The sequence below is a fragment of the Streptomyces sp. NPDC091209 genome, from assembly GCF_044757755.1.
Taxonomy (GTDB): Bacteria; Actinomycetota; Actinomycetes; order Streptomycetales; family Streptomycetaceae; genus Streptomyces.
The window spans coordinates 78,259-105,229 of sequence record NZ_JBIVVR010000023.1; the positions used below are offsets into that span (position 1 = coordinate 78,259).

General features: G+C 70.4%; 25 protein-coding genes. 15 read left to right on the top strand and 10 right to left on the bottom strand.

Annotated elements, in window-relative coordinates:
* Positions 1-3 precede the first annotated feature (3 nt).
* From ACIQRL_RS39775 to ACIQRL_RS39805, 7 genes are read left to right on the top strand one after another with little or no spacing between them, the layout of a single operon-like run.
* Positions 4-1,029, top strand: a complete 1,026-nt coding sequence (locus tag ACIQRL_RS39775) for an NAD-dependent epimerase/dehydratase family protein (RefSeq protein WP_401341009.1) — start codon at positions 4-6, stop codon at positions 1,027-1,029.
* Positions 1,017-2,300: a DUF4910 domain-containing protein gene (locus ACIQRL_RS39780; protein ID WP_401341011.1), complete on the top strand. Its 1,284-nt coding sequence runs from the start codon at positions 1,017-1,019 to the stop codon at positions 2,298-2,300. The genes ACIQRL_RS39775 and ACIQRL_RS39780 overlap by 13 nt, the downstream gene beginning before the upstream one ends.
* The gene (locus ACIQRL_RS39785; protein ID WP_401341012.1) at positions 2,297-3,595 is read left to right on the top strand and encodes a hypothetical protein; all 1,299 of its coding nucleotides are present in this window, start codon (positions 2,297-2,299) and stop codon (positions 3,593-3,595) included. Before ACIQRL_RS39780 ends, ACIQRL_RS39785 begins: the two co-directional genes overlap by 4 nt.
* Positions 3,592-4,539, top strand: a complete 948-nt coding sequence (locus ACIQRL_RS39790; RefSeq protein ID WP_401341013.1) for a glycosyltransferase family 2 protein — start codon at positions 3,592-3,594, stop codon at positions 4,537-4,539. The genes ACIQRL_RS39785 and ACIQRL_RS39790 overlap by 4 nt, the downstream gene beginning before the upstream one ends.
* On the top strand, positions 4,536-5,777 hold the full coding sequence (locus ACIQRL_RS39795) for a polysaccharide pyruvyl transferase family protein (RefSeq protein ID WP_401341016.1): 1,242 nt from the start codon (positions 4,536-4,538) through the stop codon (positions 5,775-5,777). The genes ACIQRL_RS39790 and ACIQRL_RS39795 overlap by 4 nt, the downstream gene beginning before the upstream one ends.
* 11 nt (positions 5,778-5,788) lie before the next feature.
* Positions 5,789-6,340: a dTDP-4-dehydrorhamnose 3,5-epimerase gene (gene rfbC / locus ACIQRL_RS39800; RefSeq protein WP_401341061.1), complete on the top strand. Its 552-nt coding sequence runs from the start codon at positions 5,789-5,791 to the stop codon at positions 6,338-6,340.
* Positions 6,341-6,347: 7 nt separating this feature from the next.
* Complete coding sequence (locus ACIQRL_RS39805) at positions 6,348-7,712, top strand: glutamate-1-semialdehyde 2,1-aminomutase (RefSeq protein WP_401341019.1); 1,365 nt, start codon at positions 6,348-6,350, stop codon at positions 7,710-7,712.
* A gap of 7 nt (positions 7,713-7,719) precedes the next feature.
* Here ACIQRL_RS39805 and ACIQRL_RS39810 read toward each other — a convergent pair whose 3' ends face one another.
* The gene (locus ACIQRL_RS39810) at positions 7,720-8,400 is read right to left on the bottom strand and encodes a phosphatase PAP2 family protein (RefSeq protein ID WP_401341022.1); all 681 of its coding nucleotides are present in this window, start codon (positions 8,398-8,400) and stop codon (positions 7,720-7,722) included.
* A 676-nt stretch (positions 8,401-9,076) separates the two neighbouring features.
* On the opposite strand from ACIQRL_RS39810, the gene ACIQRL_RS39815 reads away from it, so the two are divergent.
* A complete protein-coding gene (locus tag ACIQRL_RS39815; protein ID WP_401341025.1) occupies positions 9,077-9,805 on the top strand; it encodes a VOC family protein in 729 nt (242 codons plus the stop codon).
* 121 nt (positions 9,806-9,926) lie between these two features.
* Here the strand turns inward: ACIQRL_RS39815 and ACIQRL_RS39820 are convergent, their stop codons facing one another.
* Positions 9,927-10,859, bottom strand: a complete 933-nt coding sequence (locus tag ACIQRL_RS39820; protein ID WP_401341063.1) for an EamA family transporter — start codon at positions 10,857-10,859, stop codon at positions 9,927-9,929.
* Between the two features lie 52 nt (positions 10,860-10,911).
* Between ACIQRL_RS39820 and ACIQRL_RS39825 the strand changes: the two genes are divergently transcribed.
* From ACIQRL_RS39825 to ACIQRL_RS39845, 5 genes are all read left to right on the top strand, one after another.
* Complete coding sequence (locus ACIQRL_RS39825; protein WP_401341027.1) at positions 10,912-11,436, top strand: MarR family winged helix-turn-helix transcriptional regulator; 525 nt, start codon at positions 10,912-10,914, stop codon at positions 11,434-11,436.
* A gap of 266 nt (positions 11,437-11,702) precedes the next feature.
* A complete protein-coding gene (locus ACIQRL_RS39830) occupies positions 11,703-12,413 on the top strand; it encodes a VanZ family protein (protein ID WP_401341028.1) in 711 nt (236 codons plus the stop codon).
* 77 nt (positions 12,414-12,490) lie between these two features.
* Entirely contained in the window at positions 12,491-13,186 is a 696-nt protein-coding gene (locus tag ACIQRL_RS39835; RefSeq protein ID WP_401341030.1) for a response regulator transcription factor, read from the top strand.
* Complete coding sequence (locus tag ACIQRL_RS39840; RefSeq protein ID WP_401341032.1) at positions 13,179-14,309, top strand: sensor histidine kinase; 1,131 nt, start codon at positions 13,179-13,181, stop codon at positions 14,307-14,309. The genes ACIQRL_RS39835 and ACIQRL_RS39840 overlap by 8 nt, the downstream gene beginning before the upstream one ends.
* A gap of 141 nt (positions 14,310-14,450) precedes the next feature.
* Positions 14,451-14,993: a GNAT family N-acetyltransferase gene (locus ACIQRL_RS39845; protein ID WP_401341033.1), complete on the top strand. Its 543-nt coding sequence runs from the start codon at positions 14,451-14,453 to the stop codon at positions 14,991-14,993.
* Here the strand turns inward: ACIQRL_RS39845 and ACIQRL_RS39850 are convergent.
* Positions 14,893-15,213 (bottom strand): DUF6191 domain-containing protein, encoded by a 321-nt coding sequence (locus ACIQRL_RS39850; RefSeq protein WP_401341036.1) that lies wholly within the window; start codon positions 15,211-15,213, stop codon positions 14,893-14,895. The two genes, ACIQRL_RS39845 and ACIQRL_RS39850, sit on opposite strands and share 101 nt — an antisense overlap.
* 314 nt (positions 15,214-15,527) lie before the next feature.
* Between ACIQRL_RS39850 and ACIQRL_RS39855 the strand changes: the two genes are divergently transcribed.
* The gene (locus ACIQRL_RS39855; RefSeq protein WP_401341038.1) at positions 15,528-16,112 is read left to right on the top strand and encodes a TerD family protein; all 585 of its coding nucleotides are present in this window, start codon (positions 15,528-15,530) and stop codon (positions 16,110-16,112) included.
* Between the two features lie 325 nt (positions 16,113-16,437).
* Here ACIQRL_RS39855 and ACIQRL_RS39860 read toward each other — a convergent pair whose 3' ends face one another.
* The 6 genes from ACIQRL_RS39860 to ACIQRL_RS39885 all read right to left on the bottom strand — a co-directional run bounded on the left by ACIQRL_RS39860 (position 16,438) and on the right by ACIQRL_RS39885 (position 22,557).
* Positions 16,438-16,824, bottom strand: coding sequence for a fic family toxin-antitoxin system, toxin component (locus ACIQRL_RS39860; protein WP_401341039.1), 387 nt, complete (start codon positions 16,822-16,824; stop codon positions 16,438-16,440).
* On the bottom strand, positions 16,821-17,129 hold the full coding sequence (locus ACIQRL_RS39865; RefSeq protein ID WP_401341041.1) for a DUF1778 domain-containing protein: 309 nt from the start codon (positions 17,127-17,129) through the stop codon (positions 16,821-16,823). Before ACIQRL_RS39865 ends, ACIQRL_RS39860 begins: the two co-directional genes overlap by 4 nt.
* A gap of 114 nt (positions 17,130-17,243) precedes the next feature.
* Positions 17,244-18,815 (bottom strand): MFS transporter, encoded by a 1,572-nt coding sequence (locus ACIQRL_RS39870; RefSeq protein WP_401341042.1) that lies wholly within the window; start codon positions 18,813-18,815, stop codon positions 17,244-17,246.
* Positions 18,816-18,864: 49 nt separating this feature from the next.
* A complete protein-coding gene (locus ACIQRL_RS39875) occupies positions 18,865-20,214 on the bottom strand; it encodes an alpha/beta hydrolase (RefSeq protein ID WP_401341044.1) in 1,350 nt (449 codons plus the stop codon).
* A gap of 149 nt (positions 20,215-20,363) precedes the next feature.
* Positions 20,364-21,224 (bottom strand): PaaX family transcriptional regulator C-terminal domain-containing protein, encoded by an 861-nt coding sequence (locus tag ACIQRL_RS39880; RefSeq protein WP_401341065.1) that lies wholly within the window; start codon positions 21,222-21,224, stop codon positions 20,364-20,366.
* 334 nt (positions 21,225-21,558) lie between these two features.
* Positions 21,559-22,557 (bottom strand): Lrp/AsnC family transcriptional regulator, encoded by a 999-nt coding sequence (locus tag ACIQRL_RS39885; RefSeq protein WP_401341045.1) that lies wholly within the window; start codon positions 22,555-22,557, stop codon positions 21,559-21,561.
* Between the two features lie 160 nt (positions 22,558-22,717).
* On the opposite strand from ACIQRL_RS39885, the gene ACIQRL_RS39890 reads away from it, so the two are divergent.
* Entirely contained in the window at positions 22,718-23,617 is a 900-nt protein-coding gene (locus tag ACIQRL_RS39890; protein WP_401341047.1) for an alpha/beta hydrolase, read from the top strand.
* Between the two features lie 115 nt (positions 23,618-23,732).
* Here ACIQRL_RS39890 and ACIQRL_RS39895 read toward each other — a convergent pair whose 3' ends face one another.
* Positions 23,733-26,507, bottom strand: coding sequence for a lectin (locus tag ACIQRL_RS39895; protein ID WP_401341050.1), 2,775 nt, complete (start codon positions 26,505-26,507; stop codon positions 23,733-23,735).
* Positions 26,508-26,971 lie beyond the last annotated feature (464 nt).

Sequence of the window (26,971 nt, forward strand, 5' to 3'; positions counted from 1 at the left end):
ACCTTGCGCGTACTGCTGACCGGGCACCAGGGCTATCTGGGCACCGTGATGGCCCCGGTCCTCGCGGCCGCCGGGCACGAGGTCGTCGGTCTCGACGCCGGCCTGTTCGCCGACTGCGTCCTTGGCCCACAGCCTGCGGACCCGCCGGGGCCGCTGGTGGATCTGCGCGACGTAACGGCCGAGCACGTGGCCGGGGTGGACGCCGTGATCCACCTGGCCGCGCTGTCCAACGACCCGCTGGGGTCGCTGGCGCCGGAGCTCACCTACGACATCAACCACCACGCCTCCGTGCGGCTGGCCCGGCTGGCCCGCGACGCCGGAGTGCGGCGCTTCCTGTACGCGTCGACCTGCTCCGTCTACGGCGCCTCCGGCGGTGACGACCTGGTGGCCGAGGACGCCCCGCTGCGCCCGGTGACGCCGTACGCGGAGTCGAAGGTGCGGGTGGAGGACGACCTGCACGCACTGGCCGACGGCGACTTCAGCCCGGTGTTCATGCGCAACGCCACCGCCTTCGGCTACTCGCCCCGGCTGCGCGCCGACATCGTGCTGAACAACCTGGTGGGCCACGCGCTCCTGTCCGGCGAGGTGTTGGTGCTCTCCGACGGCACCCCCTGGCGCCCGCTGGTGCACGCCGCCGACATCGCGCGGGCCTTCACGGCCGCGCTGACCGCTCCGCGCGAGGCGGTGCACGACCGGGCGTTCAACATCGGCAGCGAGGTCAACAACGTCACGGTCGCCGAGATCGCCGAACAGGTCGCCGAGGCGGTGACCGGCTCCAAGGTGGTGATCACCGGCGAGACCGGTGCCGACCCGCGGTCCTACCGGGTGGACTTCTCCCGGTTCCGCGCCGCGATTCCCGGCTTCGACTGCGAGTGGACCGTCAAGCAGGGCGCGCTCGAACTCGCCGACGCCTACCGGAAGTTCGGGCTGACCCGGGAGGACTTCGAGCAGCGCTTCACCCGGCTCGCCGTGCTCCGCGCGGCGACCGAAGCCGGCACCGTCGACGACACCCTGCGGTGGCGCCGATGACCAACGCCGGCGAAGCGATGTACGCGCTGGTGGAGCGGATGTACCCGCTCTGCCGCAGCATCACCGGCGACGGGGTGCGCGCCACCCTGGACATCGTCGGCGAGTACATACCGCTGCAGGTGCACGAGGTGCCGACCGGGACGCAGGTGCTCGACTGGACCGTGCCGCAGGAGTGGAACATCCGGGACGCGTACATCGCCGACCCGGCCGGCAACCGGGTCGTCGACTTCTCCGCGTCCAGCCTGCACGTGCTCGGCTACAGCGTGCCGGTGTCGGCGACCATGCCGCTGGCCGAGCTCCGCGCGCACCTGTACACCCTGCCGGACCACCCGTCCTGGGTGCCGTACCGCACCAGCTACTACCAGCCGGAATGGGGGTTCTGCCTGGCCCAGGACACCTTGGACGCGCTGCCGGACGGCGAGTACGAGGTGCGCGTCGACTCCACACTCGCCGATGGTCACCTCACCTACGCCGAGCACGTGGTGCCCGGGCAGGTCGCCGACGAGGTGATCGTCTCCTGCCATGTCTGCCACCCGTCGCTGGCCAACGACAACCTGGCCGGCATCGCGGTGGCGACGTTCCTGGCCCGGGCACTGGCGGAGCAGAAGCCGTACTACACCTACCGGTTCCTGTTCGCGCCCGGCACCATCGGGGCGATCACCTGGCTGGCCCGCAACGCGGAGCGGATCGAACGAGTCAAGCACGGGCTGGTGCTGGCCTGCGCCGGGGACCCGGGCCGGCTGACGTACAAACAGAGCAGGCGCGGTGACGCGGAGATCGACCGGGTGATGCGGCATGTGCTGGACGCCTCCGAACGCCCGCACCACGTCACCGAGTTCACTCCGTACGGCTACGACGAGCGGCAGTTCTGCTCGCCCGGGTTCGATCTCGGCGTGGGCTCGCTCAGCCGGACCCCGTACGCCGGCTACCCCGAGTACCACACCTCGGCGGACAATCTGGACTTCGTCTCCCCGGAGGCGATGGCGGACACGCTCGCCGTCTGCCGCGAGGCGTTCGCCGTCCTTGACCGCAACCGGCGGTACGTCAACCTCAGTCCGTACGGCGAACCACAGCTGGGCCGACGGGGGTTGTACGACTCGCTCGGAGGCCGCAGCGACGCGAAGCAGGCACAGATGGCCATGCTCTGGGTGCTCAGCCTCTCCGAAGGCGAGCACAGTCTGCTGGACGTCGCCGAGCGGTCCGGGCTGCCGTTCGACACCGTCGCCGCCGCGGCCGGTGCCCTGCACGGCGCCGGGCTGATCAAGGCATGACGCCGATGACCACCGAGGGGGAGAAAACCAGGGCACCGGCCGGATCCGCCAGGCGGGCCCTCGTCGGCCGGTTGTCCTGGGGACTGGCCGACCAGGCGGCCTCCAGCGTGAGCAACTTCGCGGTGGGCGTCTACGTGGCCCGCTCGCTGGGGGTGACCGCGTTCGGCGTGTTCAGCCTCGCCTGGGTGACGTACGGCGTGGTGCTCAACGTCTCCCGCGGGCTTGCCACCGATCCGCTCGTGGTGCGCTTCAGCGGCGTGCCGGACGCGTCTTGGCGCGGGGCGGTGGCCCGGTCGACGGGTACCGCGCTCGGCGTCGGTGCGGCGCTCGGGGTGGTGTGTCTGGCGGCAGGGCTCGGCCTGGGCGGCCGCGTGGGGCCCGCGTTCGCCGCCCTCGGTGTCATGTTGCCGGGGCTGCTGCTCCAGGACGCCTGGCGGTTCTCGTTCTTCGCCGCCGGTGCCGGGCGGAAGGCGTTCGTCAACGACGTCGTGTGGGGTGTGGCACTCGTCCCGGCCATGGTGGTGGCGGCCCGTGCGGGCAGCGTGGCCGCCTTCGTGCTCGCCTGGGGCGCGTCCGCCACGGTGGCGGCGGGGTACGGCTGCGTCCAGTCCGGCATCGCGCCCCGGATGGCCGAGGCGCGCGGGTGGCTTCGCGAGCAGCGCGATCTCGGCTACCGGTATCTGGTCGAGAACGTCAGCCTCAGCGGCGCCAGCCAGCTGCGGGCGTACGGGCTCGGCGCCATCGTCGGGGTGAGCGCGGTGGGCGCGGTGCGCGGCGCCGAACTCCTCATGGGCCCGTTCCTGGCCGTGCTGATGGGGCTGTCGCTGGTCACCGTCCCGGAGGCGGCACGGGTGCTGCGGCAGGCCCCGCGTCAACTGGGCAGGTTCTGCCTCCTCCTCGGCGGGGGGCAGGCCGTCGGCGCGCTGCTCTGGGGCGCGGCGCTGCTGCTGATGCCCGGCCGGTTCGGCGAGCTGGTGCTCGGCGGCGTCTGGCACTCCGCCTCGGAGCTCATCGTGGCGATCACCCTCGGCGTCGCGGGCGCGGGCCTCGGCACCGGCGCGGCGGCCGGGCTGCGCGCGCTCGGCGCGGCCCGGCGCAGCCTGCGCTGCCAGTTGTTCGCCTCCGCCTGCTATGTCAGCGGCGGGCTCGGCGGGGCGGCCGCCGCCGGCACGGTCGGCTCGGCCTGGGGCGTCGCCGCCGCGACCATCAGCGGCTCGGCCGTGTGGTGGTTGCACCTGCGGTCCGCCCTGCACGAGCGCCACCGCGATCCCATCCCCGAAGTGAGGACCTCATGACCGACCGACCCAGGCTGAGCATCGGCCTGCCCGTGTACAACGGCGAGGAGTACCTGGCCGAGTCGCTCGACGCCCTGCTCGGCCAGACCTACGAGGACTTCGAGCTGGTCATCTCCGACAACGCCTCGACCGACGGGACCCAGGAGATCTGCCGCAAGTACGCCGCGCGGGACTCGCGCATCCGGTATCACCGGCTGCCCCGGAACATCGGCGCCACGCCGAACCACAACCACGTGTTCGCCGAGTCCCGCGGCGAACTGTTCAAGTGGGCCTCGCACGACGACCTGTACGGCCGGGATCTGCTGCGGCGCTGCGTCCAGGCGCTGGACGAGCGGCCGGACATGATCCTCGCGCACACCGGCCAGGCGGTCATCGACGGCGACGGCCAGGTGAAGGTCCCCTACGAGTACACGCTCGCCACCGACTCCCCGCACGCACCGGAGCGCTTCCGCAGTCTGCTGTTCGAGCCGGGGGGCGACGACTTCTACGGGGTGATGCGGGCCGACATGCTGCGCCGGGTGAAGCCGCTCGACAGCTACCACCACGCGGACCGTACGTTCGTCGCCGAGATCACCCTGCACGGGGCCTTCCACCAGGTGCCGGAGCTGCTGTACTTCCGCCGCGACCATCCCACGCGCGCAGAGCGGGCGAACCCTTCCAAGCGCTCCCGGTGCGTCAACCTGGACCCGCGCCGGGCGGGTCCGCTGCACCCGACGCCCCGGCTGCTCGCCGAGTACATGTGGGGCTTCGTCGCGGCGATCCGCCGGGCGCCGTTGTCCCCGGCCGACCGGCGCGCATGCCACCGCCACCTGGCCGCGTGGATGACCAGCCGGGTCCGGCCGGGCGCCGGTGAGCGGGTCGAGGACCGCGCCCCGGTCGATCCGGGCCTGCTCACGGTCTCCGTCGACGCCCTCGTCGCCGGCCGTGAGGGGAGGCGGGCATGACGGCCGCGGACAGGGGCCCGGTGCGCGTCGGGGTGTTCGGACTGCTCGGCTCCGGCAACCTCGGCAACGACGGATCGCTCGAAGCCGTGCTCGGGTACCTGCGCACCGAACACCCGGAGGCGGTCGTCGACGCGCTGTGCGGCGGACCCGAGGCCGTCACGACCCGGTTCGGGATCCCCGCGACGCGAATGCACTGGTACCGCGGGGAGTACCGGACCGCGTCGCGTGCGGGCGCGATCGCGGCGAAGGGCCTGGGTAAGCTCGTCGACGTCTTCCGCACCGCTGCCTGGGTGCGCCGTCACGACGTGGTCATCGTGCCCGGCATGGGCGTCCTTGAGGCGACACTGCCGCTGCGGCCGTGGGGCTTCCCGTACTCGCTGTTCCTGCTCTGCGCGAGTGGCCGGCTGCTGCGCACCCGGGTGGCGCTGGTCAGCGTCGGCGCCGCGACGATCGGGAACCGGCCGACCCGGGCCCTGGTGCGCTGGTCGGCGCGGCTGGCCGCGTACCGGTCGTACCGGGACGCGCAGTCCCGCGACGCGATGCGGGCGATGGGAGTGGACACCGCGCGCGACGAGGTCTACCCCGACCTCGCGTTCGCTCTGCCGACGCCGCGGGCGACCACCTCCTCGGGCCCGTCGGGCCCGCCGGGCCCGGTCTGTGTCGGCGTCATGGACTTCCACGGCGGCAACGACGATCGCGCCCGGGCCGACGAGATATACCGGCGCTACCTCGACGGGACGGTCCGGTTCGTCCGCGCGCTGGTCGAGGAGGGCAGGACCGTCCGGCTGCTCACCGGTGACGCGTGCGACGCGTCGGTGGTCGCCGCGATCCTCGACGCGGTGGACTCGCCGCTGGTCACCGCTGCCGAGCCGTCCTCACTGGCCGACCTGATGAAGGAGATGGCGGCTGCCGACACCGTGGTGGCGATCCGGTACCACAACCTGATCTGCGCGCTGAAGACCGGTACCCCGGTGCTCGCGCTCTGCTACGCGGCGAAGAGCGACGCGCTCATGACGGAGATGGGCCTCGGCGCGTACCGCCACCCGGCTCGCGAGGTCGACGCGGACCGGCTGCTCGATCAGTTCCGAGCGCTGGAGAAGCGTTCGGCCGAGCTGCGGCAGACCCTCACCGAGCGGAACCTGGCCGCCGCCCGGCGACTCGAGCACCAGTTCAACTCCTTGACCACAGCCCTGTTCCCGGCGACCGATCACGCCCACACCTTGCGGAAGGCTTCATGACTGCGCCCGGAATGAAAGCGACCGAAGTCCCGGAGATCACCGGCGCGTACCTCTTCGAGCCGACACTGCATGCCGACGAACGCGGCTTCTTCTGCCGCACCTTCGACGCCGACGTGGTCCGCTCGGTGGGCCTCGACCCGGACGCCTTCGTCCAGGACAGCCTGTCCCGCTCGGTCCGGGGCGTGCTGCGCGGCCTACACCTGCGCTCCGGCGCCGGCGAGGCCAAGCTGGTGCGGTGCTCGTACGGGAGGATCTTCGACGTCGTCGTGGATCTGCGGCCCGACTCGCCGACGTACCGCAACCGGGCCTTCTTCGAGCTGTCCGGCGAGACGCAGGTGACCCTGTACATCCCCGCGGGGTGTGCGCACGGCTTCCAGGCACTGACCGAGACCGCCGACACCTCGTACCGGATCGACCGCCCGCACGATCCGTCCGAGGACGTGACGATCGCCTTCGACGACCCGGAGCTCGCCATTCCCTGGCCCCTGCCGGCCACCTCGATGTCCCCACGGGACCGGGAGGCGCCGAGCCTCGCCGAGGTCCTCAAGCACAGAGAAAGTTGAGGTCCCCGTGGACACCGATGAGCTTCACCTGCCCCTGTCGCGGGCCGCCAACGAGCGGCTGCACGCCATGATCCCCGGCGGCGCGCACACCTATGCCAAGGGCGACGACCAGTACCCCGAGAACCTGGCCCCGGTCATCAGCCACGGCAGCGGTGCCCACGTGTGGGACGTCGACGGCAACCGCTACATCGAGTACGGCTCCGGGCTGCGGTCCGTCAGCCTCGGCCACGCCCATCCACGCGTGCTCGAGGCGGTGCGGCGCGAACTCGGCCGCGGCAGCAACTTCGTCCGGCCGTCCATCGTGGAGGTCGAGGCCGCGGAACGCTTCCTGGCCACCGTGCCGACCGCCGAGATGGTGAAGTTCGCGAAGAACGGCTCCGACGCCACCACCGCCGCGGTGCGCCTCGCCCGCGCCGCCACCGGGCGCCCGCGGGTGGCCCTCTGCGCCGACCATCCGTTCTTCTCCGTCGACGACTGGTTCATCGGCACCACGCCGATGTCCGCCGGCATTCCGGCGGCGACCAACGAACTCACCGTGGCCTTCCCCTACGGAGACCTGGCCGCCACGGAGGAGTTGCTCACCCGGTACCAGGACGAGGTCGCCTGCCTGATTCTCGAACCCGCCGACCACACCGAGCCTTCCCCAAGCTCTCAACTTCGTTCGAGCAGGGGAGACCCCACTCCCGGGTACCTCGCCGGCCTGCGCGAGCTGGCCGACCGGCACGGCTGCGTACTGATCTTCGACGAGATGATCACCGGCTTGCGCTGGTCCGAGGCGGGCGCCCAGGGCCTGTACGGCGTCGTCCCCGACCTCTCCACGTTCGGCAAGGCGCTGGGCAACGGGTTCGCCGTCTCCGCGCTGGCCGGGCGCCGCGATCTGATGGAGCTGGGCGGGCTGCGTCACTCCGGCGAACGGGTGTTCCTGCTGTCCACCACGCACGGTGCGGAAACACACTCCCTGGCAGCCGCGATGGCGGTGCTCACCACCTACGTCGAAGAGGGCGTCACCGCGCGGCTGCACGCCCTCGGCGAGCGGTTGGCCGCCGGTGTCCGCGACGCCGCGGCCGCCATGGGCGTCGGCGACCACATCGTCGTCCGGGGCCGGGCCAGCAACCTGGTCTTCACCACCCTCGACGAGAACCGGCAGCCGTCGCAGCAGTACCGCACCCTGTTCCTGCGCCGCCTCCTCGCCGGCGGGGTGCTCGCACCGTCGTTCGTGGTGAGCAGCGCGCTCGACGACGCCGACATCGATCACACCGTCGACGTGGTGGCCCAGGCGTGTGCGGTGTACCGGAAGGCCCTGGACGCCGCTGACCCCGCCCCCTGGCTGGTCGGACGACCGGTGAAGCCCGTATTCCGCCGCTTGGCGTGACGTGACGTCAGCGACGCTCCCGCGGGACGGTGTCGGACGGCTGGTCGACCAGCCGGTCAGCCGTCCGGTCGACCAGCCACGCGGTCGCCGGTATCACCGCCAGCGCGGTGCACCAGCCGCCGAGGACGTCGGTCGGGTAGTGCGCGCCCAGGGCGACCTGCGCCCAGCCCATGGCGGTGCCGGCAACCAGCGCCGCGCCGAGCACGAGTAGCGTGCCGGCCGTCCTGCCGAGTCCGAGCCGGCCGGTCGCGAGCAGCGCCACCGCGAGGGCGAGCGCGGTGGCGAAGGCGGTGTGCCCGCTCGGGTAGGACAGGTTTCCGTCGTGGATGGTGCGTCCCACCAGGGACTTGAGCAGCGTTGCCGTCCCCACGGTCATGCCGGTCCCGGCGACGACGAGTACCGCCGCGCGAGGACGCCGAAGCAGCAGGCAGCCCGTCACGGTGGCCACGATCAGCGTCGCCGCTCCCACGGGCTCCCCCAAGAAGTCCATGGCCAGAGCGACGTGCCGCCACGGCGACCGCACCCCGTACACCGCCGCCCAGATCCGCGCGTCCACCATGCCGGGCTTGCTGTCGTCGGCATACAGGACCCCGAGCACGACGACCACCAGCGCGGCGAAGACCGCGGTCGGCCCTAGCCACACGCGCAGCGACGGGGGCAGCGCCTCGGGCGCCGACCGCCCGGTCACACGCCCACCGCGTCCGGTCGCCCTGCGGGGCTTTGCCTGTGTTTCGCGCCAAACGCCGACCGGCCGCCCATCTGGTGGTCCGGGCCCGCGCCGCGCGCATCGCGTTTCGGGATCCGGTCGCCGGCTACCGATACAACGCCGGCGGAAGCCCGCGCTTCATCGCCGAAGTCGACCGCGCATCGCCCCCCTGACCGGCGGTGGTCGAACCGAACATCGCGCTCATGACCGAGACGGGGAAAAGCGTGCACACCCTCGCGGAGCACCCAATAGATGCGATGCACCTCCCCCTCCCGTCGGGGCCGACGCCCTGCCGACCGCCGCCAGCCCGACGAATCCCCGTCGTGCCTGACTTGGCCCGCTCGGAAGCAGTCAGCCTGTGCAGCCCCGAACGATCCGACCTGTCCATCACCCTGGCCAAAGGCATCGGATTCACTCTCCGCTGGTCACCCTAACCAACATTGCGCCCGCGGCAAACGCCGTCGGAAGGTCCGCGGGTCAACACTCCGCGCACGGTGGTTCCGGATCACTTTTGCGTGAGAACTGTGGGTGAGGGCCGCGTGACCCGACTCCCCCGACGGAAACTCGGATGCGGACCCCGCACGGCCCTATCTAGGCTGCACGCGCGTGGAGGGCAAGGCGTCGAATCGACCGTCAGCGGATCGGAGATGCACAGGGTATGACCAGTCAACTGTTCGCGATCCGCTTCCATGCGACCCGGCCGTCGGACCTGGCGCGGTTCTGGTCCGGTGTCCTGGACTGGGAGTTGACCGAAGGTCCGGACGACGATCTCGCGATCGTGCCGCCTGATTCCGTCGGGTTCCGCATCCGTTTCGTGCCCAGCCAGGAACCGAAGACCGGCCGGAACCGGGCACACTTCGACCTCACGAGCGCCTCGCCGGAGGACCAGCAACAGACGGTGGCCAGGGCCCTGGGACTCGGCGGCGAGCACATCGACGTGGGCCAACTCCCGGAAGAGGGACATGTGGTGCTCGCCGATCCGGACGGCAACGAGTTCTGCGTCATCGAGGCGGGCAACCGGTTCCTCGCCGACACCGGAGTCATCGGAGCGCTGGCCTGCGACGGCACGCAGGAGGTCGGCTACTTCTGGAGCAAGGCGCTGCGGTGGCCGCTGGTCTGGGACCAGGACCAGGAGACCGCGATCCAGTCGCCGAGCGGCGGTACGAAGATCACCTGGGGCGGTCCCCCGGTGGCACCGAAGACGGGCACGAACAGGCTCTGCTTCGAGCTGACGCTCCTGCCCGGCGCCGACGCCGACTTGGAGGCTGAGATCGACCGCCTGGTCTCGCTCGGCGCGACCCGCACGGACACCGTCGGGGGCCACAGCGACCAGGCGCTGCTGCTCGACCCCGACGGGAACGAGTTCTCCGTGCAGAAGTACCGGTAGCGGCCCTGGCCCGCGTTCACCTTCCGCTTGCGGCGTCACGCTCGTCGCCTGGACTGGACCGCGGTGGACTGCAGTGGACTGCAGTGGACTGCGTTGGACTGCAGTGGATGTGGATCGGCATTCACTTCTGATCCTCATGAGCGATCGCGCGCAGGGGGCGCTCCTTACGGACGGTCGCCGGATGCCCGCTGGCGGGTGGCTCACTCGTGCCGCGTCGGCCCTCGCGCCCGGGCCGGGCCAGGACGACTCCGGCCAGGACCAGGACCAGTCCGCCGAGTTGCTGAACGGTCAGCACCTCTTTGGCGACCACTGTGCCGAGCAGTACGCCGGTGACGGGATTCAGCAGTCCGATCAGTCCGACGGTCCCGGTGGGCAGGTGCCGCAGCCCGGTGAACCAGGCGGCGAAGGCCAGCGCGGTGGCGATCAGGGTGACGTAGCCGAACGCCAGGAGTGTCTGCCCCGAGAGCGCGGGCGGACGGCCTTCCACGGCTGCGGCGACCGGAAGCAGGAACAGGCCTCCGGCGGTGAGCTGCCAGGCGGTCGAGGCGAGCACGTCTGCACCGGCGTTCCACCGTTTGGCCAGGATGTGCCCGAAGGACGACACCAGCATGGCGGCGGCCGAGGCGAGGACTCCCGGGACGCTCACCCGTTCCACCCCGGTGAGAAGCATGAGGCAGACCCCTCCGAGTCCGATCGCGGCGCCGGCCAGGTGGGCGGTCCGGGGCCGCTCGGACACCAGGGGCCAGGCAATGAGCATCATCGTCAGCGGGGCCACCGCCATGACGGTCGAGGCCACGCTCGTCGGAAGCAGCTGGGAGGCGGCGTAGACGAGGACGAAGAACACGCTCATGTTGAGCAGCCCGAGGACCGCGGACCGCCACCACCACACGCCGCGTGGCATTTGCCTGGACAAGGCGAGCAGGACCAGGCCGGCGGGCAGTGCCCGCAGGGCGGCCCCGTAGAGCGGGTGGTCGGCCGGCAGGAATTCGTGTGTCACGAAGTAGTTGGTCCCCCAGGCCACCGGTGCGACCGCGGTCAGTGCCACCCAACGCATATTAGCTTCCATGGAAGCTAATATAACTTCTCGGGAAGCTATATTGGTAGGCATGGAGCATGGAGAACTTCTGGACCGCGTGGCTCGCATCCAAGCGGAGTGGCGTCGCGAGCGGCCCGATGTCGACACCACCCCGCAGGGAGTGATCGGCCGATTGCACCGCCTGGCCGACCGGCTCAGCGAGGAACTCCGCCTCGTCTACGACCGCTACGGCCTGAACGAGGGCGAGTTCGACGTCCTGTGCGCACTGCGCCGCGCAGGTGAGCCCTACGAACGGGCCCCCGGCGAACTCGCCGCGCACACCATGGTCACCACCGGCGCGATGACGAAGAGGATCGACCGCCTGGAGCGGGCCGGACTCGTCACCCGCCGCCGTTCCGACGACGACCAACGCGGCCGGATCGTCGCACTCACCGGGCCCGGACGAGCATTGATCGACCGAGCGTTCACCGACCACATGAACAATGAACGCAACCTGCTGGATCTGCTGACGCCGGCCGAGTCCGCGTCGCTGGAAACACTGCTCAGCACCTGGCTCTCCCGCATGGAACATCCGCTTGCTCCCGGCGGCGAGTGACCTGCGGCCCGGCGCGGCTCCTGTCCCGAAGCTCGTTCGCACGTTATCCGGTCGACCTGGGCGGGCGCGACGGCCTTGCTGCTTCCAGACTTCCAGACTTCATTCACCGGCACCGGGACCACGGTCGCCGCGTCGGCCGGCGGGAGGGGGATTCGGTCCGTGAGGGGCGCGTCGCCCTCGTTCCCGACACGGCTCGCTTCCGTGTATCGCGGGTGTATCGAAAATCGCATACGCCCCCGCAACGGCCCCTCGACTCCAATAGGGGCGTGAACATCAATACATCCCTGTCGGCAGCGCTCCGACGCACACGCCGGATCGTGCTTCTCTGCCTGGCGATCCTCGGCATCGCGGCCGCCGCGTTCGTCGTGCGGCGGCCGCTCATGATGTCCGCTCCGATGTGCATGGCCGGGCGGTGGCACGGCTGCTTCGACACGTTCAACGGCGTGGTGCTCATGACGCTGGTGACGATGCCATTGGCCCTGCTGGTGGTGTGGGCTCTGGTGCGCGTCCGGCGTGCCGCCGGCGTCACATCGGCGTGGGCGTGGCGCAGGTCGCTGGCCGAAGTGGGCATGGTCCACGGCACCGTGCCGTTCCTGTGGCTGACCATGATGCCGGGCGGCGGGGCCGGCACCGTCCCCGAACGCGTGAGCCTCGTACCGCTGCGGGACCTGGTCACGATGGGGCTGCTCGGGATCGTCGGCAACCTGCTGGTCTTCGCGGCGCTGGGGTTCTTCGCTCCGATGCGGTTCGCGGCGCTGGCGTCCGTGCCGCGGATCCTGGCCCTCGGGGCGGGCTGCTCGGCCCTGGTAGAAACCGCACAGTACGTCCTGCGGCTGGACCGGGTGTCCTCCGTGGACGACGTCCTGGTCAACGCCGTCGGCGCCGCGCTGGCCGCGCTGGCGTCGCGCCGCTGGTGGCGCACGACGGCGCAAGCGCCGTCGGACCGGCCGCGCCCCGCGCCGGTGGGGGCGGGCTGAGCCGCGTGTCCCGTGTGTACGCGCCTGGGCGGTCCTTGCATACGTCGGCGATATCTGGTCCTGCTTAGGCTTCGGACATGCGCGTACTGATCGTGGAGGACGAGCCCTACCTGGCCGAAGCTGTCCGTGACGGTCTGCGGCTGGAGGCGATCGCCGCCGACATCGCCACCGACGGCGACTCCGCCCTGGAACTGCTCAGCGTCAACTCCTACGACCTGGCGGTCCTCGACCGCGACATCCCCGGCCCGTCCGGCGACGAGGTCGCCCGGCGCATCGTCGCCTCCGGCAGCGGCATCCCGATCCTCATGCTCACCGCGGCCGACCGGATCGACGACAAGGCTTCCGGGTTCGAGCTCGGCGCGGACGACTACCTCACCAAACCGTTCGACCTTCGGGAGCTCGTCATGCGGCTGCGGGCGCTCGACCGCAGGCGCGCGCACGCCCGGCCCCCGGTCCGCGAGATCGCGGGCCTGCGGCTGGATCCCTTCCGCCGGGAGGTCTTCCGCGACGGACGCTACGTCGCGCTGACGCGTAAGCAGTTCGCCGTCCTTGAAGTCCTCGTCGCCGCCGAGGGAGGGGTCGTCAGCTCCGAAGACCTGCTGGAGCGGGCCTGGGACGAGAACGCCGACCCCTTCACCAACGCCGTACGCATCACCGTGTCCGCACTGCGCAAACGGCTCGGCGAACCATGGATCATCGCCACGGTGCCCGGCGTCGGCTACCGGATCGACACCGTCATGGACAACACCCACCCCGGCGGCACTCATGAATAGACGCCCAGGGCGCAGCGCCCGGCTGAAGCTCACCCTCAGCTACGCCGGATTCCTCTTCGTCGCGGGCACGCTCCTGCTGGCCGTCGTGTGGGTGTTCGCGCTGCGCTGGCTACCGAACAAAGACCCCAGATCCCTCCAGAACGCGTACGGCGCCGTCATCATCGTCGGACCCAGCCGCTCCGATCTCCTGCGCGGCTTCGCGCCCGCCGCGGCCGTGGCGATGCTGTTCCTGCTCGTGTTCGGCCTCCTCGGAGGATGGGTCCTCGCCGGCCGGATGCTCGCACCCCTCACACAGATCACGGATGCGGCGCGGAGGGCCGGGAACGGGTCACTGTCCCACCGGATCCGTATGAAGGGCAGCCAGGACGAATTCCGTGAACTCTCCGACGCGTTCGACTCGATGCTCGAACAACTCGAGTCCCACGTCGCCGAGCAGCAGAGGTTCGCCGCGAACGCCTCCCACGAACTGCGCACCCCGCTGGCGATCTCGCGGACGCTCCTCGACGTCGCCCGCAAGGACCCCACGCAGGACCGGGACGAACTCATCGAGCGACTGCACGCCGTCAATACGCGGGCGATCGACCTCACCGAGGCACTCCTGCTGCTCGGCCGCGGCGACCGAGGAAACTTCACCCGCGAGAGCGTCGACCTCTCCCTCATCGCCGAAGAGGCGGGCGAAACGCTGCTCGCCCTCGCCGAACAGCGCCGGATCACCCTCGACGTCACCGGCGGGACGGCCCGTACCAGCGGCTCCCCGGAGCTCCTGCTGCGGATGGTGACGAATCTCGTCCAGAACGCCATCGTCCACAACCTCCCCGCCGGTGGCAGCGTGACGGTCCACACCGAGGCCGACGGCGACGTGAGCGTGCTGCGGGTCGAGAACACCGGCCATCCGCTCCCACCGGAACTCGTACCGGCCCTCACCGAACCCTTCCAGCGCGGAACGCAACGCGTACGCACCGACGAGCAAGCCGGCGTCGGCCTCGGGCTGGCCATCGTGCAGAGCATCGTCCGGGCACACGACGGCACTCTCGACCTCACGCCCCGCCCCACCGGCGGCCTCCTCGTCACGATTCGCCTTCCCAGCCCGCCGCAGGCATCGCCCCAGATCGGGCCCCTCTAACTGGCTGACGGGAAGGCCGGTGCCGGCCGCGGCGACCCTGCCGGCGCCCATGGGACGCGTGACCGCGCATTCCGCGGTCCCCGCGCCCGGGTCGGCGAACCAGGGTCGACATGAACCTTCGGATGGCGCAGGGTGCATGGCATGCCTGATCCTTCGCCGCCGTCGTTGCCGATCGGCTACGGGAGCCGATCGGCCACCACCGCCGACGTCCACGCGATTCACCGCCTGGTCGCCGCCTGCGAGCACGAGTTGTACGGCCGCGCCCCGACGAGCGCCGACCGGATCGCAGCCGACCTCGGCCCGTCCGACCCGGACCTGACCTGCGACGCGGTGCTCATTCACGACTCCGGCGGCGAGCCGGCCGGCTGGGGCCGGGTGGGCGGTCGGCGCTCCACCGTCGATGTCCACCCCGCCCACCACGGGCGCGGTCTCGGCCGAGCGCTTCTGTCGTGGGCGGAGGGGCGGGCGCGTCGGATGGGCAGCGACCAGCTTGCGCAGACGGCCGCGGACAGGGATCACGCGGCCGTCGCGCTCCTGCGGTCCAGCGGGTACTCCTGGCTGCCATCGGTGTCCGGACAAGTCCCTACTGACCGAGGCGAGGCAGCCGGACGACGGCTGTCCCCGCGTCCAGATCCACCATGGTCCTGTTCGGCGGAGCCCCGTCGTCCTCGTTGTCCGGCATGACCAGCGCCGACTGCCGCTCCTTCAGCTCGTTCTGCTTGCCCGGCGAAAGCGCCGCATGAAGCTGCTCGAACCCGGTCGCCGATATCTGGCTCTGTCGTGCGCTGTTTCGCCACGGCAGTACGCCGGCCCGTCCCGCCCGCAACAGCAGTTGGTCGACGAAGGCCAGCACGGTCAGCACGAGGACCAGCCCGGGCAAGGTCATGAAGAAGACGAATTCCACGCGGCCATTGTCAAGGCTGTGGCGTACGACGACCAGTCCCTTGGTCGTACGAGGTCAGGTGGCGAGGCCGACCCGAGAGCGTTCCGGCTGTCGGCACTTCATCGGCACCCCGTGGGCGCCGGAGGGGAAACCCATGGCCGCCGGCCCACCCCCTGATCATTCGTAGCGACGGTCAGGGAGAGGAGTTGTCGGAGGCCCTCGGGTGGCTCCGCTGTTCCGCGCGGCGGGTACGTCGGGCCCCAGAGGATGGAACCATTTGAGCGCCAGGCACACTCTGCGTGTTGTAGTCCCTTTCACCAGAGGATGGCCCAAGCATGATCACGCTCACCAAGGAAGACGGCCCCGCCGACCTGGACGGAGTAACTCACCTGTCCATCGGGGTGTCGTGGGACCCTACGTCCGGCAGCAGCGGAGGAGTCATGGGCAAGCTGCGCCTCAAGAGTGGCACCGACCTCGACCTGATCGCCGTCGCCATGCAGGGCGCGGACCCGGTGCGCCTGGCCGGCCTCGATTCCCTCGACCCCATGGGCAACGGCTCCCTGATTCACAGCGGTGACAACCAGAGCGGACACGGCGACGGCGACGACGAAACCGTCTCCGTGGAGTTCGCCCGCATCCCTGCCCACATCACGTCGATCGTGTTCCTCACCGCCGCCTTCAAGAAGGGAAGTTCCTTCCAGAAGGCACGCAACATCAGCATCAAGGTCTACGACGCGACCGGCGGCAGCAGCCAGCAAGTCGCGGACATCTGGCCCAGCCTGCTCACCCAGGACAACGGTTGCGCCGTGGCCAAGGCCGTGCGGGTCGGGGCTGCCTGGAAGCTTGAAGTGATCAATGTGACGGGGAAGATCAAGCAGGGTGACGAGCAGTCCCTGATGCGCTTCGCCATGAGCAAGTAGCCCTGTAACCGAGACCGGGACCCGACCGGAGCTCGCTTCCGCGGACAGTGGTCGTGCTGTCGGCTGTCGTCGGCCTGTGCCGCCGACGACAGCCGGAGGAAGCACCGGAAGAACCATCGGAAGAAGCATCCGCCTGACCACACGTGTGCCGCGTCGTCACAGACGGAGGGGCCTGCGGCCCACGGCGGAGGAACTTCCCGCAGCGGAGACTAACGCCGGACCGCCACCCGTAGCGGCGCTCCGTCTCACCCGGCGAGTTGCGTACCGGCCCGGGCGGCCTCCCAGGCGTTCGGCCCCGGTGGGCACACTCGGCCCGCCCGCCGGGTCAGGAGACGCTCCAGGCCCGCAGGCGGCGGCCGATCATGCCCACACCCATCGCACCCGAAGCGGCATCCCGGACCAGGGAGACCGCCTCCTTGGGCGGACAGTCGAGCCGACGCCCGTTCAAGGCCAGGTACGCCTCCGCGGAGTGCCACGCGAAGGCCTCGTTCGAATGCTCCAGGCACGGCAGCCTCACCAGCGTCTGGAGCAGCGCGGCCGCCTTGAGATACAGGGAGCCGTAGATCTCCCGCTCCATGGCCCGGGCGTTGACCCGGGCGACCGCCGCGTACAGCGGACCGTAGTCGTCGACCTGCGGATCACCGGCCATCAGCTCGGCCGCGTGCAGCAGGAAGGTCACATCGATCGGATGGAGCGGTTCGTTCTGCGTCACGCGGCGTGGCCTCGCTCCCGCCGCTCCTCGAGTTCGCGCCGGGCCTCCACCTCTGAGGCCCGCTGCTCCACGTCGGGATCGACCGTGCCGGCCTCCTCGGCGAACGCGGTGCCGCTGCGGGACATCGACTCCCTGAACGCGTCGAGGAAGCGCGCTTCGACTGCGGTGGCGCGAGAGTAGGCAGCGGACAGGATGTACTCCTGAAGGCTGACACCCTCCTGCCTCGCGGCAGCCTCGATCGCGTCCCGCTGAGCGGGATCGGGAAAACGCAGGTTCATCGCTTTGGGGGTCTTGGGTTGCGACATGGTACCGATGGTACCGCCGGTACCACACGCCGGGCCAGTACCGCCGCAGCACTCGTCGAGGTGGACGACCGGTGGTAGCCGCCGCACATTCCCACCGCTCGGCCCATGCCGTCCCTACTGTCCCGGGGAGTCATCGGGTGAGGCGGACCGGCCGCGGAGTGTGACGAGGGCCAGCAGCGCGGAGAACAGTGCGGCCGAGCCGCAGACCACGAAGCCGATCGAGTAGCCGTGGCCGAGGGCGTCGAGGGCGAGCGGGTGCAGGTCAGCCAGTTGGGGAGACGCAGCCGAGGCGCCGTTCACCGCGAGGGGACCGCCTTCGTCCAGTACGGCCGTGCCCGCACCCTTGAGCGCACCGGGCAGGGGGGAGTCGTGCAGAGAGGTGGAGAAGTCGCTCGCCGCACGACTGAGGGCCACCGCGCCGATGACGGCCGGGCCGAGGGTGAAGCCGAAGTCGCGCAGGAGGTTGGTGGTGGCGCTCGCCATGCCGGCCAGTCGCACCGGCACGGTGTTGACGGCGGTCGCCGTGATCGACGAGACGGTGATCGCGAAACCCAGGCCGACCAGGCCGAGCGGCAGAATCAGCGCGGTGAACGCGCTGTCGGTGATCGGCAGCGTGGCCGCCCAGTAGTCGCCAGCCGCGATCAGCAGCAGCCCCATGCTCAGCAGCAAGCTGGGCGTCACCGTCCGTAGCAGCCGCTCGGTCAGCGGCAGTATCACCAGCGCGATGCCGTTGAGCAGGACGAAAGCCAGGCCCGTCCGCATCGGCGCCTGGTCCTGCACAGGACCGAGGCGGATGCTCACGGAGTAGGCGGTGCCGAGGAACGCGAACATCCCCACCACGGCCACGGCGGAGGCGACCGCGAAGGCAGGGTTGCGGAACAGGTCGAGCCGTAGCAGCGGCGACTTGGCGCGCTTCTCTGCCAGGAGGAAGGCGGCGAGGAACACGGCCGCCAGCACGAAGGCGATGACGATCGAGGTCGAGGCCCAGCCGTCCGTGGGGCCCTGGATGATGGCGTAGAGCAGGGAGAACAGGCCCAGCCCTATGGTCAGTTGACCGGCGATGTCGAGCGAACGCCCCTCGGGGGCACTGGAATTGACGGTGAACCGGGCGCTGATCGAGGCGCTCGCCGCGGCGACGGCGGTGACGACGACGAAGGACCAGCGCCACGAGCCGTAGGTGGCGGTGACGCCGCCGAGCAGCGGGGCGAGGAATCCGCCGGTGGACAGCAGGGCCGCCCACAGCGCGATGACCCGGGCGCGCTGTGCGGGCGAGGTGGTCCCGGCGGCCAGGATGGCGAGCGAGGTCGGGAAGAGGGCGGCCGCGCCCAGACCGGCCAGCGCCTGTCCGGCCCATAGCTGATGGATGCCGGAGGCGCTGGCGCTGACCACCTCGCCCACGGCGAGCAGCGCGGCGCCGCCGACCAGCAGCCGCTTGCGGCCGAAGAGGTCACCGAGCAGGCCGAAGGTCAGCTCCAGTACGGCGACCGGCAGCAGGAACGCGTCGGAGATCCAGGTGAGTTGTGAGCCGACGGGGTGCAGGTCGGACTGGAACAGCCCGTTGAGGGTGGCCGGTATGGCCAGGCCGATCTGGGCGAGGCAGACGGCGAGGAGACCGGCGACCAGGGTGCCTGTGGTCAGGCCGGGGCCGGTGGCGGTTCGGACGGAGGGTTCGGTTGTCGTCGACACGGAGGGCTCCTGAGGGGGGGAAGCTGGGGCGAGGGCAATCGGCTCGCGGTCAGCGGGTGCCGGTCATGCCGCTCGGCCGGTACTCGGTGAAGGCGGCGCCTCCGAGGTTCAACTCGGTCGCGCTGTCCTGGAGTTGTCCGGCGGTGGCCGCGTCGCCCCAGTGCCCGGTGTCCAGTCGGTGCTCCACCGCGTGCAGGCCGGCGACCACTTCCGCGGTGGTGAAGTTGCAGTGGCTCTGTCGGGCGACGTAGGCCAGGCGCAGCCGTGCGGAGTCACCGGCCCCGCGCACCCGCCCGGCGAAGGCCGACTCCTGCTCTACGGGCACCAGTTGGTCGGCGATTGTGTGGATGTCCAGCATCGGTACTGCCACCCCCTGCCCGGCGCTGGAGGTCCGTTCCAGATGAGCGAGCGCGGCCCGGTCGGCCGTGATGTCGGCGCCCCGGGTGAGCCTGTTCAGGTCGGTGCCCAGGTTGAGCCCGGCGCCGCGGTAGAGCGCTGTGACCTGCTTGGCGTGGGCGGACTTGCGCAGCAGGCCCGCGTAGTCGACGCCCGTGTTCCAGGAGGTGTTGCCACCCGCGGACTGCTCCACCGACCAGCGTGCCGGTACGAGGAAGCCGAGCAGGCCTTGGGCGAGCCAGGTGTACTGCTGCCGCTCCTGGCCCGTGAAGTCGTCCCGTGCGGGCGGCTGTTGGCCGGGGGCCCAGTCGGCCAGGTTGAGGTATGCGGCGGCCAGCGCGATCCTGGCGCGTCCTGCAAGGGTCTGCTGCGCCGTCTCCACCGCGTTCGAGAGCCGCTCGGCGAGCGCGGTGGCCTCGGCCTGGCTTGCGAGGTCCACGAGCTTGTCGGCGTCGGCCGGGTCGAGGAACGTGGCCAGTGAGTACTCGGCGTCCAGTTGGTAGTTGTCCAGGTCGACGCCGCCCGCGACGAGGCCGCACAGGCCGAGCGAGCCGTTGACGCGTCCCGCGCCGTCCCGGGCGATCTGGGCGTTGACCAGGCCGCCCATGGACTGGCCCACGGAGATGACCCGGCTCGGGCTGCCGACCTGCCCGCGGAAGGTGGCGAGCGTGGCGAACTGGTCCCGTTCGGCCGAGTCGAGCGCCCACATCGAGCCGTGCGGGTCGTAGGAGGAACCGGCGAGCGCGTAGCCGGCGTCCAGCAGCGCCTGCTGCGCGGCGGCCGACGGGGCGTCGGCCGCGATGGTCGGTCCGAAGCCGTGGCTGAACAGCAGCAGGGTGCCGTTCCACCGCGCGGGTTTGTCCGCGATCCAGGTGGCGCCGTCGGACAGCGTGCCGGAGTGGTGCTCGACGGTCGCGGCCCGGGCGTCGGTCGCCGACCCGAGCAGAGTGGTGGCGAATGCGGTCGTGCAGGCGACGAGGGTCGAAAGACGGTGTCGGGGCATGACGGCGGCTCCGCAAGTCGAATGGGGGAGCATGCTGAGCGCTGCGAATGTAGGGCTCTTTTTTGATGGCCGTCAATAGAATGCCCAATAATGCGGCGGACGGGTCCGCCGGGTGGGTCCGCGCAGGGAGCCGCCGTCCCGCGAGCGGGTCAGCCCAGGGTCAGAGTGTCGAGGAGATCCGCGGCGGCTCGCGCTGCCGAACGCTCCCAGCGGCCGGCCAGACCGCGGAAGACGGCCTCCGCCCGAGCCGCCGGCCAGTCCGCCGGAAGGTGCTCCGCGGGCAGATGCGGGTCGCGTCGCACGAGGTCCAACCAGTCTGTGTGCAGCATGAGTTGGCCTGCCAGTTCATCGCCGGACGCGGCTGCGGGTAGCGGGTCGGTGCGGTCCCAGCGCTGCAGGAACGCCCGGTACCGTGCCCCGATGGCCGGCACGTCGAAGGCCTGTTCCAGCACCTCACGGACGTCGGTCGGCGACTCCACCTCGGCCCGGAACACCCTCAGATACGGCTCCAGGCCCAGGCCGGCCACCACCTCGCGGACGTCGACAGACGTCGGGGCCACCCACAGGCCGTTCTGCAGCGGCCCGAAGCCCGCCCAGATCAGACGGGAGCGCAGATCGTGCCGCTCACGGCTCCACGCCTCCGGCAGCGAGAAGCCGACCATCGTCCACCGGCCGTCCCAGTCCCGGTTGACCGCGCCGGTGCGCCAGATACGGTCCCTGCCGTCCGTCAGCACCTGGACGGCGTGGGGTGTCAGCCCGAAATAGGTCTTCCTGCCCTGCCGACGACGCTCCAGCAAACCCCGTCTGACCATCCGGTTCAGTGTCGTCCGCACCGCGTCCTCGGTGCAGCCCACCCTGCCCAGGGCGGCGATCACGCTGCCGGAGGACACCGCGATGGACCGACCCAGCACATGCGCGCCGAAGAAGGTCAGCATCAGGGACTGGGTACGCGGCTCGGGCCCGCTCCCGGCAGTGGATTCGGCCGCGACATCGACACTGGTCACCGCCACAGCGTAGGCCCGGGGCGTACGTGCACCGACCCCCACCCCAAGAAATGTGTCATTTCTGTGACTGCAATCAGAAATCAGTGCAAGTACGGTGCGCGGCCTCGCCCACTGCCTCGCCCCCTACGGGCCGACAACCCCGCCATGGCGCCGCAGTGCTCGACGCGCCCCTGCTTTCCGTCGGCCGGCGGCTTCGCCCGGCTCTCCGTCGCTCCGCTGGGCCCCCCGGTCCCTTTCACGCTGCGGCTCACCGGGCCTGCGGACGCCCGTACCGGCTTCGAAACGGAGCCGAGCGTCAAAACAGCCAGGACGTCGTCCGTCGGTGCGGCGCCGGAACGGTTCAGACGCCCACTCCGTGCCGCTTGGCCACGCGGCCGACGATGGCCGTCTCGACGCGGGTGATCCCCAGGCCGACCAAGTCGCGGGAGAGGAAGTCGTAGAGGGCTGTCAGGTCACAGAAGTAGGCGGCCGCGTGCAGGTTGGAGGGTCCCGTGGTCGCGAACGCCCCGTGCACCGAAGGGTGGTCGGCCAACGCCTTCCCGGCGGCGGCCAGATGGTCCGGGGCCACGTGCAACAGGAGCTTGGCCTCGATGGGCAGCCCGAGACGGCGCGTGTCCACCAGGACCTGCGTGATCAGACGGCCCTGCGCGGCCAGTTGGGCGACGCGTCGGCGGACCGTGGTCTCCGCGTGTCCGGTGCGCGCGGCCAGCGCCGCGGCGGTGAGGCGGGCGTCGGGGGTGAGCGCGTCGAGGAGGGACTGTTCCAGGGGATCGGCGTCGACGCCGTACGGGCCCGGGGATCCGGACGACGTCTGCCCGGGCACCGGCTCGGCCGGGCTCAGGGCCGCACGCTCGGGCGCCGTCAGGACGCTGTGCCGCCACTCGGACGTGATCCGGAAGACGTGCAGGACGGTAGCGCTCTCCAAGGATGTGACCGCCTGGGTGGAGGGCAGTTGGCGGAAAACCAACGGATCACGCGAACCCGGCTCGGTACGGGCGACCGCGAAGATCTCGTCACCCGAGGTGCTGACGTCGATGAACGAGATGTCATCACGCACCGCGAGCGCGGCCACGATCGTGTCCAGTCTTCCTCGCAGGACCCGGATGCGCAGAAACAGCGCCCCGGCGGAGCCGCCGTTGCGCGGCCGGGCGACAGGTGAGACGACCACACGCACGGTGCCGTCGGCGCTCAGCGCGTGCAGACGGCGGCGCACGGTGGCGGGGCTGAGACCCAGGACCCGGGCAGCCTGTTCCGCAGTGACACGGCCGTCGCACTGCAGAGCAGCCACCAGCCGCTGATCCGTGAAGCTCAGTACGTAATCCGCCGATACATGTGCCATGAGGACAAGTTTCGCTCATTCCGCCGTGCTGCGGCGCCCGTCTCGGCAACCACGACCGACGATGGATGTCATACGCACCGCTCCTCCCCCGACGCCGGTCGGCGGACCCGAGCGCGGGAACACCCTCAGGAGTACATCCGCGTCAACCACGGAGGCCGATATGCCCGCTCTCAAAGAACGGAACAAACTACGCTTCGCCAGCGGCGACACCACCTGCGCTGCCTGGCACTATCCAGGGACCAACGGCGGCTGCGTGATCATGGCCGGAGGGACCGCGGTGACGAAGGAACCGGCCTCGGACCGCTTCGCGCGGAGGTTCAACGACGCCGGATTCGCTGTCCTGGCCTTCGACCACCGACGGTTCGGGGAGAGCGGGGGCGCGCCCCGGCAGGTCCTCCGCTTCGATGAACAACGCGCGGACTGGCAGGCCGCGATCGACTGCGCGGCGGAGCTGCCCGACGTGGATCCCGACAAGATCTCCCTCTGGGGTTTCTCACTCGCCGGCGGCCACATCCTCCAGGTCGCTGCCGACCGTCCCCGACTGGCCTCCGTCATCGCCCAGTCGCCGATGGTCGACGGCCGAGCCATCGCTCCCCACGCACTGCGCTCCATGACCCCTCTCGCGTTCCTCCGGCTCTTCGGCCTGGGCATCGCGGACGCGCTGGGCGGTCTCCTGGGCCGGCCTCCGTTGCTCGTCCCCACCGCAGGAGTGCGCGGCGCCGTCGCCTCGCTCACCACGCCCGACGCCATGGACGGGGACCGGGCGCTGGATCCCGACCACGGCTACCCGGACTGGAAACAGACGGTCGCCGCGCGGATCGCGCTGCGGATCGGCGGGTACCGGCCCGGCCGCCATGCCTCCCGTATCCGGTGCCCCCTGCTGGTGGTCGTGTGCGACCAGGACCAGAGCGCGCTTCCCGGCCCCGCGGTCCGGGCGGCCCACAACGCACCGGACTCCGAGGTCCTTCATCTCACGGGACGTCATTACGCCCCGTTCCTCGAGGCACATGAACAAGCCGTCGAGGCGGAGATCGCGTTCCTCCAGAAGCACCTGCGGTGACGAAGCCCGGCACACGGCCGGACCCGCGAACGGGTGCAGCCCCCTGACCAGGGCAAGCGTGCTGCCGGGTGAGCGCCCCGGCAGCACGGTCGAGTGGGCTACGGGTGCCGGTGGGTCAGGTCGGCAGTCTCCAGTTCTGGGCGCCTGATCCGTTGCAGGTGTAGAGCTGGAGTTGGGTGCCGGTCGTGGTGGAGGAGTTGGGAACGTCCAGGCACAGCTTGGACTGGGGGTTGACGAGCGATCCGTTGGCACCCGCGGACCATTGCTGGGCGCCGCTGCCGTTGCAGGTCCACAGCTGGATCAGTGTGCCGTTGGTGGTGCCGCTGTGGTCGGCGTCCAGGCATTTGCCGAGGGTCCGGATCGTTCCGTCGGCGGCGATGATCCAGTCCTGGGCGTAGGTGTTGTTGCAGCTCCAGATCTGGACGTGGGTGCCGTCGGCGGTGGAGGAACTCGCGTCGTCCGCGCACAGGTTGGAAGCGACCGCGGAGGTGATGGCACCGATCCGGGGCGAGGCCGGGGCCGTGGTGTCACCGGCGTAGGAGGGCGGGGCCGCGGACGCTGCCGTCGCCCAGGAGGTGTTGGCGCTGGTGCCGAGGGTGTAGTTCAGCGTGCCGCCGGCGGTGATGGCCGTCGTCGGGGCGTAGGCGTTGTTCCAGGTGGCGCCGTTCCATGTCGCGGACTGCACGTAGGGGGCGTTGTCGGCGGCGCCGTTGCCGTTGATCGTCAGTGTCTGGCCCGACGGGAGCGTGACCACGGCTTGTGTGAACAGGGGGGAGCCCAGGGCGAGGTCGGAGGTGCCGGGGGTCTCGGGGTACATGCCGAGCGCGGACCACACGTACCAGGCGCTCATCGCGCCGAGATCGTCGTTGCCGTCGGCCAGGCCGCCGGGGGTGTTCGCCCAGATCTGGTCCTGGATGGCCCGCACGGTGCCCTGCGTCTTGTACGGCTGTCCGATGTAGTCGTACTCCCAGGGCAGTTCGATGCTGGGTTCGTTGCCGACCCATGCGTAGCCCTTGTCGCCGGTGTAACTGCGCAGCACGGTGTCCAGGTAGTGGCTCATCGCCGTGTTGCCGCCCTTGGCGTGTGCCAGGCCGCCGATGTTGAACGGAACCATCCCGGTGTAGATCCAGGAGTCGGCCTCGACCATGTCGGTGCCGCTGGTGGGGTCGAAGCCACCGGTCCAGGAGCCGCCGGCGTTGCGCGGTTCGACGAAGCCGGAAGCGGGGTTGAGCACGTTGCGCCAGCCTTGGGCGCGGTTGGCGTACGTCTTCTGGTGGCCGGTGTCGCCGAGTGCCCCGGCCAGCGCGGAGACGGCGAAGTCGGCGGTGTTGTACTCCAGCGTGGTCGCGACCGGGCCGTAGAAGTTGCAGCAGCCGTAACTGCCGTCGTGCGGCATGTACCCGGGCGAGTCGAGGTAGTTGACGCCCGGTCGGTCGTTGTTGGCCGTGCTCGCCTGCTTGATCATGTCGGCCAGGGCGGTGCTGGTGTCGAAGTCCCTGGCGCCGAAGGCGTAGTAGTCGCCGATGATGGCGTCGGCCGGGTCGCCCACCATGACGTAGGACTCGCCGTTGTTCTCCGACCACTTGGGGAAGAGTCCGGTCTGGGCGTAGTCGTCGACCATCGATTGCGCTGTGTCCGAGGCGACTTGGGGGGCGAGCAGTCCTTCGAGCTGGGCCTGCGAGCGGTAGATGTCCCAGCCGGAGTAGTTGGCGTATTCCGCTCCGTGGCCGCTGTCCACGGTGTGCGTCCTGCCGTCGAAGCCGTAGTACTGGCCGTTGGTGTCGCTGTTGACGTTGGGGTGCAGCAGCGAGTGGTAGAGCGCGGTGTAGAAGCTCTGCTGCTGTGCGGCTGTCCCGCCGGCGATCTGCACTTTGCCGAGGGCGCTGTTCCAGGCGTTCTGCGCGGCGGTGCGGGTCGCGTTGAAGTCCCAACCGGTGTTCTCCGCGGTCCGGTTGGCCGTCGCGTTGGCGATCGAGACGTAGGAGATGCCGACCTTCGCCTGCACCACCGGGTTGGTGGTGGTGTTGAAGGTGACGTAGCCGTTCGAGGCGGCGGCGTCCGGGGAGGCGCTGCCGTCGGCGGCCTTCGGGGCCGTCGCGGTGGGGGTCTTGCCGTGGAGCACCGGTTCGTTGGGCTTCTCGGCGGCGTTCTTGGACGCCGTGCCGGGCCTCGACGGGGTGGTGGCCGTCGTCTTCGCGATCGAAGTCCCTTGCGAGGCGAACGGCTGGTCGAAGACCATGTCGAAGTACACGCTGTACGTGTTCCCGGCGCCGCAGAAGTGGCCGCTGGTGACCTGCCCGCTCACCTCGGTGCTCGAGACTTTGGTGAACTGCGTCGAGGTGGCGCCGTTCTGGCTTCCGGTGAGTTTGAAGATCAGGTTGGCCTGGCTGCTCGACGGGAAGGTGAAGCGCGCCATACCGCTGCGTGTCGTGGTGGTCAGCTCGGTGGTCACCGAATTGTTCAGCGCGACCTTGTACGAGCCCGCGGACGCCGATTCATTGGCGTGCGAGAACGCGTCCGTCGCCCCGGTGTTCACGGCGCCGACCGTGGGCAGCACCGGTATGTCACCGGCCGCACCGCAGCCGGGTCCGGCGATGTGGGTGAGGCTGAAGCCGGTGATGGACGAGTCGTTGTACTCGTATCCTCCGCCGTCGGGCCGCGACGGCGTGTCCGGGCTCCACTGCACCATGCCGAACGGGACGTCGGCCCCGGGAAAGTCGTCAGCCTGGTTCGACGTCCCGATGAACGGGTTGACCACCGTCGCGGGCGACGTGACGAGCGCAGCCTTGCCGGCTGCCGACGCGGGTGCGGCCAGCCCGGCCACGGCCAGTGCCGCAGCCGCGAATAAGCCGATCGCGGTGGCTCCGGGAGGTCTCGACAGTCGTGTCATCACGGGGTTTCTCCTCTACTCGGGGGCGGGATGCGGCACTTGACAACGTTGTCTTCGCGCGGGGAGCGGGGTGCTTGCTTGAGCGATAGTCGAGAGGGAGGGTGACAACGTTGTCTGATCGCCGAGATAGGGCGCCCGGCGACGCGACGCTTTGACGGGGCCCCTGGGCCGCGAGCACCTGGGGGCGCAGACGAGAACTCTTGGTGAAGCTAGCCATGCGGCAGGGCCATGTCAACGACTCGCGCAAGGGGTCTGCTCCAGCCCACGGGGTCTGCCCCTCAACGCACGGGGGCTGTGATCCTGGGGCTTTCTGGGGCTTCCCGGGGCTGCTGCCCACTCTGGCGCATCTCAGTGGGATGGCTGCGGCACCTGTCAGACACCCCATGCCGTTTGAGGTCAAGCGGCTTGGGGGTGTGCGTGGTGCGACCAAGCGATTGCTTCGTCGTAGGAGGTGCGGGCTTTGA

Bases quoted from the DNA above. Each gene is read 5' to 3' on its own strand.
- ACIQRL_RS39785 (WP_401341012.1), top strand. From the start codon at position 2,297: ATGACGCCGATGACCACCGAGGGGGAGAAAACCAGGGCACCGGCCGGA.
- ACIQRL_RS39790 (WP_401341013.1), top strand. From the start codon at position 3,592: ATGACCGACCGACCCAGGCTGAGCATCGGCCTGCCCGTGTACAACGGC.
- ACIQRL_RS39795 (WP_401341016.1), top strand. From the start codon at position 4,536: ATGACGGCCGCGGACAGGGGCCCGGTGCGCGTCGGGGTGTTCGGACTG.
- rfbC (WP_401341061.1), top strand. From the start codon at position 5,789: ATGAAAGCGACCGAAGTCCCGGAGATCACCGGCGCGTACCTCTTCGAG.
- ACIQRL_RS39815 (WP_401341025.1), top strand. From the start codon at position 9,077: ATGACCAGTCAACTGTTCGCGATCCGCTTCCATGCGACCCGGCCGTCG.
- ACIQRL_RS39820 (WP_401341063.1), bottom strand. From the start codon at position 10,859: ATGCGTTGGGTGGCACTGACCGCGGTCGCACCGGTGGCCTGGGGGACC.
- ACIQRL_RS39825 (WP_401341027.1), top strand. From the start codon at position 10,912: ATGGAGCATGGAGAACTTCTGGACCGCGTGGCTCGCATCCAAGCGGAG.
- ACIQRL_RS39835 (WP_401341030.1), top strand. From the start codon at position 12,491: ATGCGCGTACTGATCGTGGAGGACGAGCCCTACCTGGCCGAAGCTGTC.
- ACIQRL_RS39840 (WP_401341032.1), top strand. From the start codon at position 13,179: ATGAATAGACGCCCAGGGCGCAGCGCCCGGCTGAAGCTCACCCTCAGC.
- ACIQRL_RS39845 (WP_401341033.1), top strand. From the start codon at position 14,451: ATGCCTGATCCTTCGCCGCCGTCGTTGCCGATCGGCTACGGGAGCCGA.
- ACIQRL_RS39855 (WP_401341038.1), top strand. From the start codon at position 15,528: ATGATCACGCTCACCAAGGAAGACGGCCCCGCCGACCTGGACGGAGTA.
- ACIQRL_RS39865 (WP_401341041.1), bottom strand. From the start codon at position 17,129: ATGTCGCAACCCAAGACCCCCAAAGCGATGAACCTGCGTTTTCCCGAT.
- ACIQRL_RS39875 (WP_401341044.1), bottom strand. From the start codon at position 20,214: ATGCCCCGACACCGTCTTTCGACCCTCGTCGCCTGCACGACCGCATTC.
- ACIQRL_RS39885 (WP_401341045.1), bottom strand. From the start codon at position 22,557: ATGGCACATGTATCGGCGGATTACGTACTGAGCTTCACGGATCAGCGG.
- ACIQRL_RS39890 (WP_401341047.1), top strand. From the start codon at position 22,718: ATGCCCGCTCTCAAAGAACGGAACAAACTACGCTTCGCCAGCGGCGAC.
- ACIQRL_RS39895 (WP_401341050.1), bottom strand. From the start codon at position 26,507: ATGACACGACTGTCGAGACCTCCCGGAGCCACCGCGATCGGCTTATTC.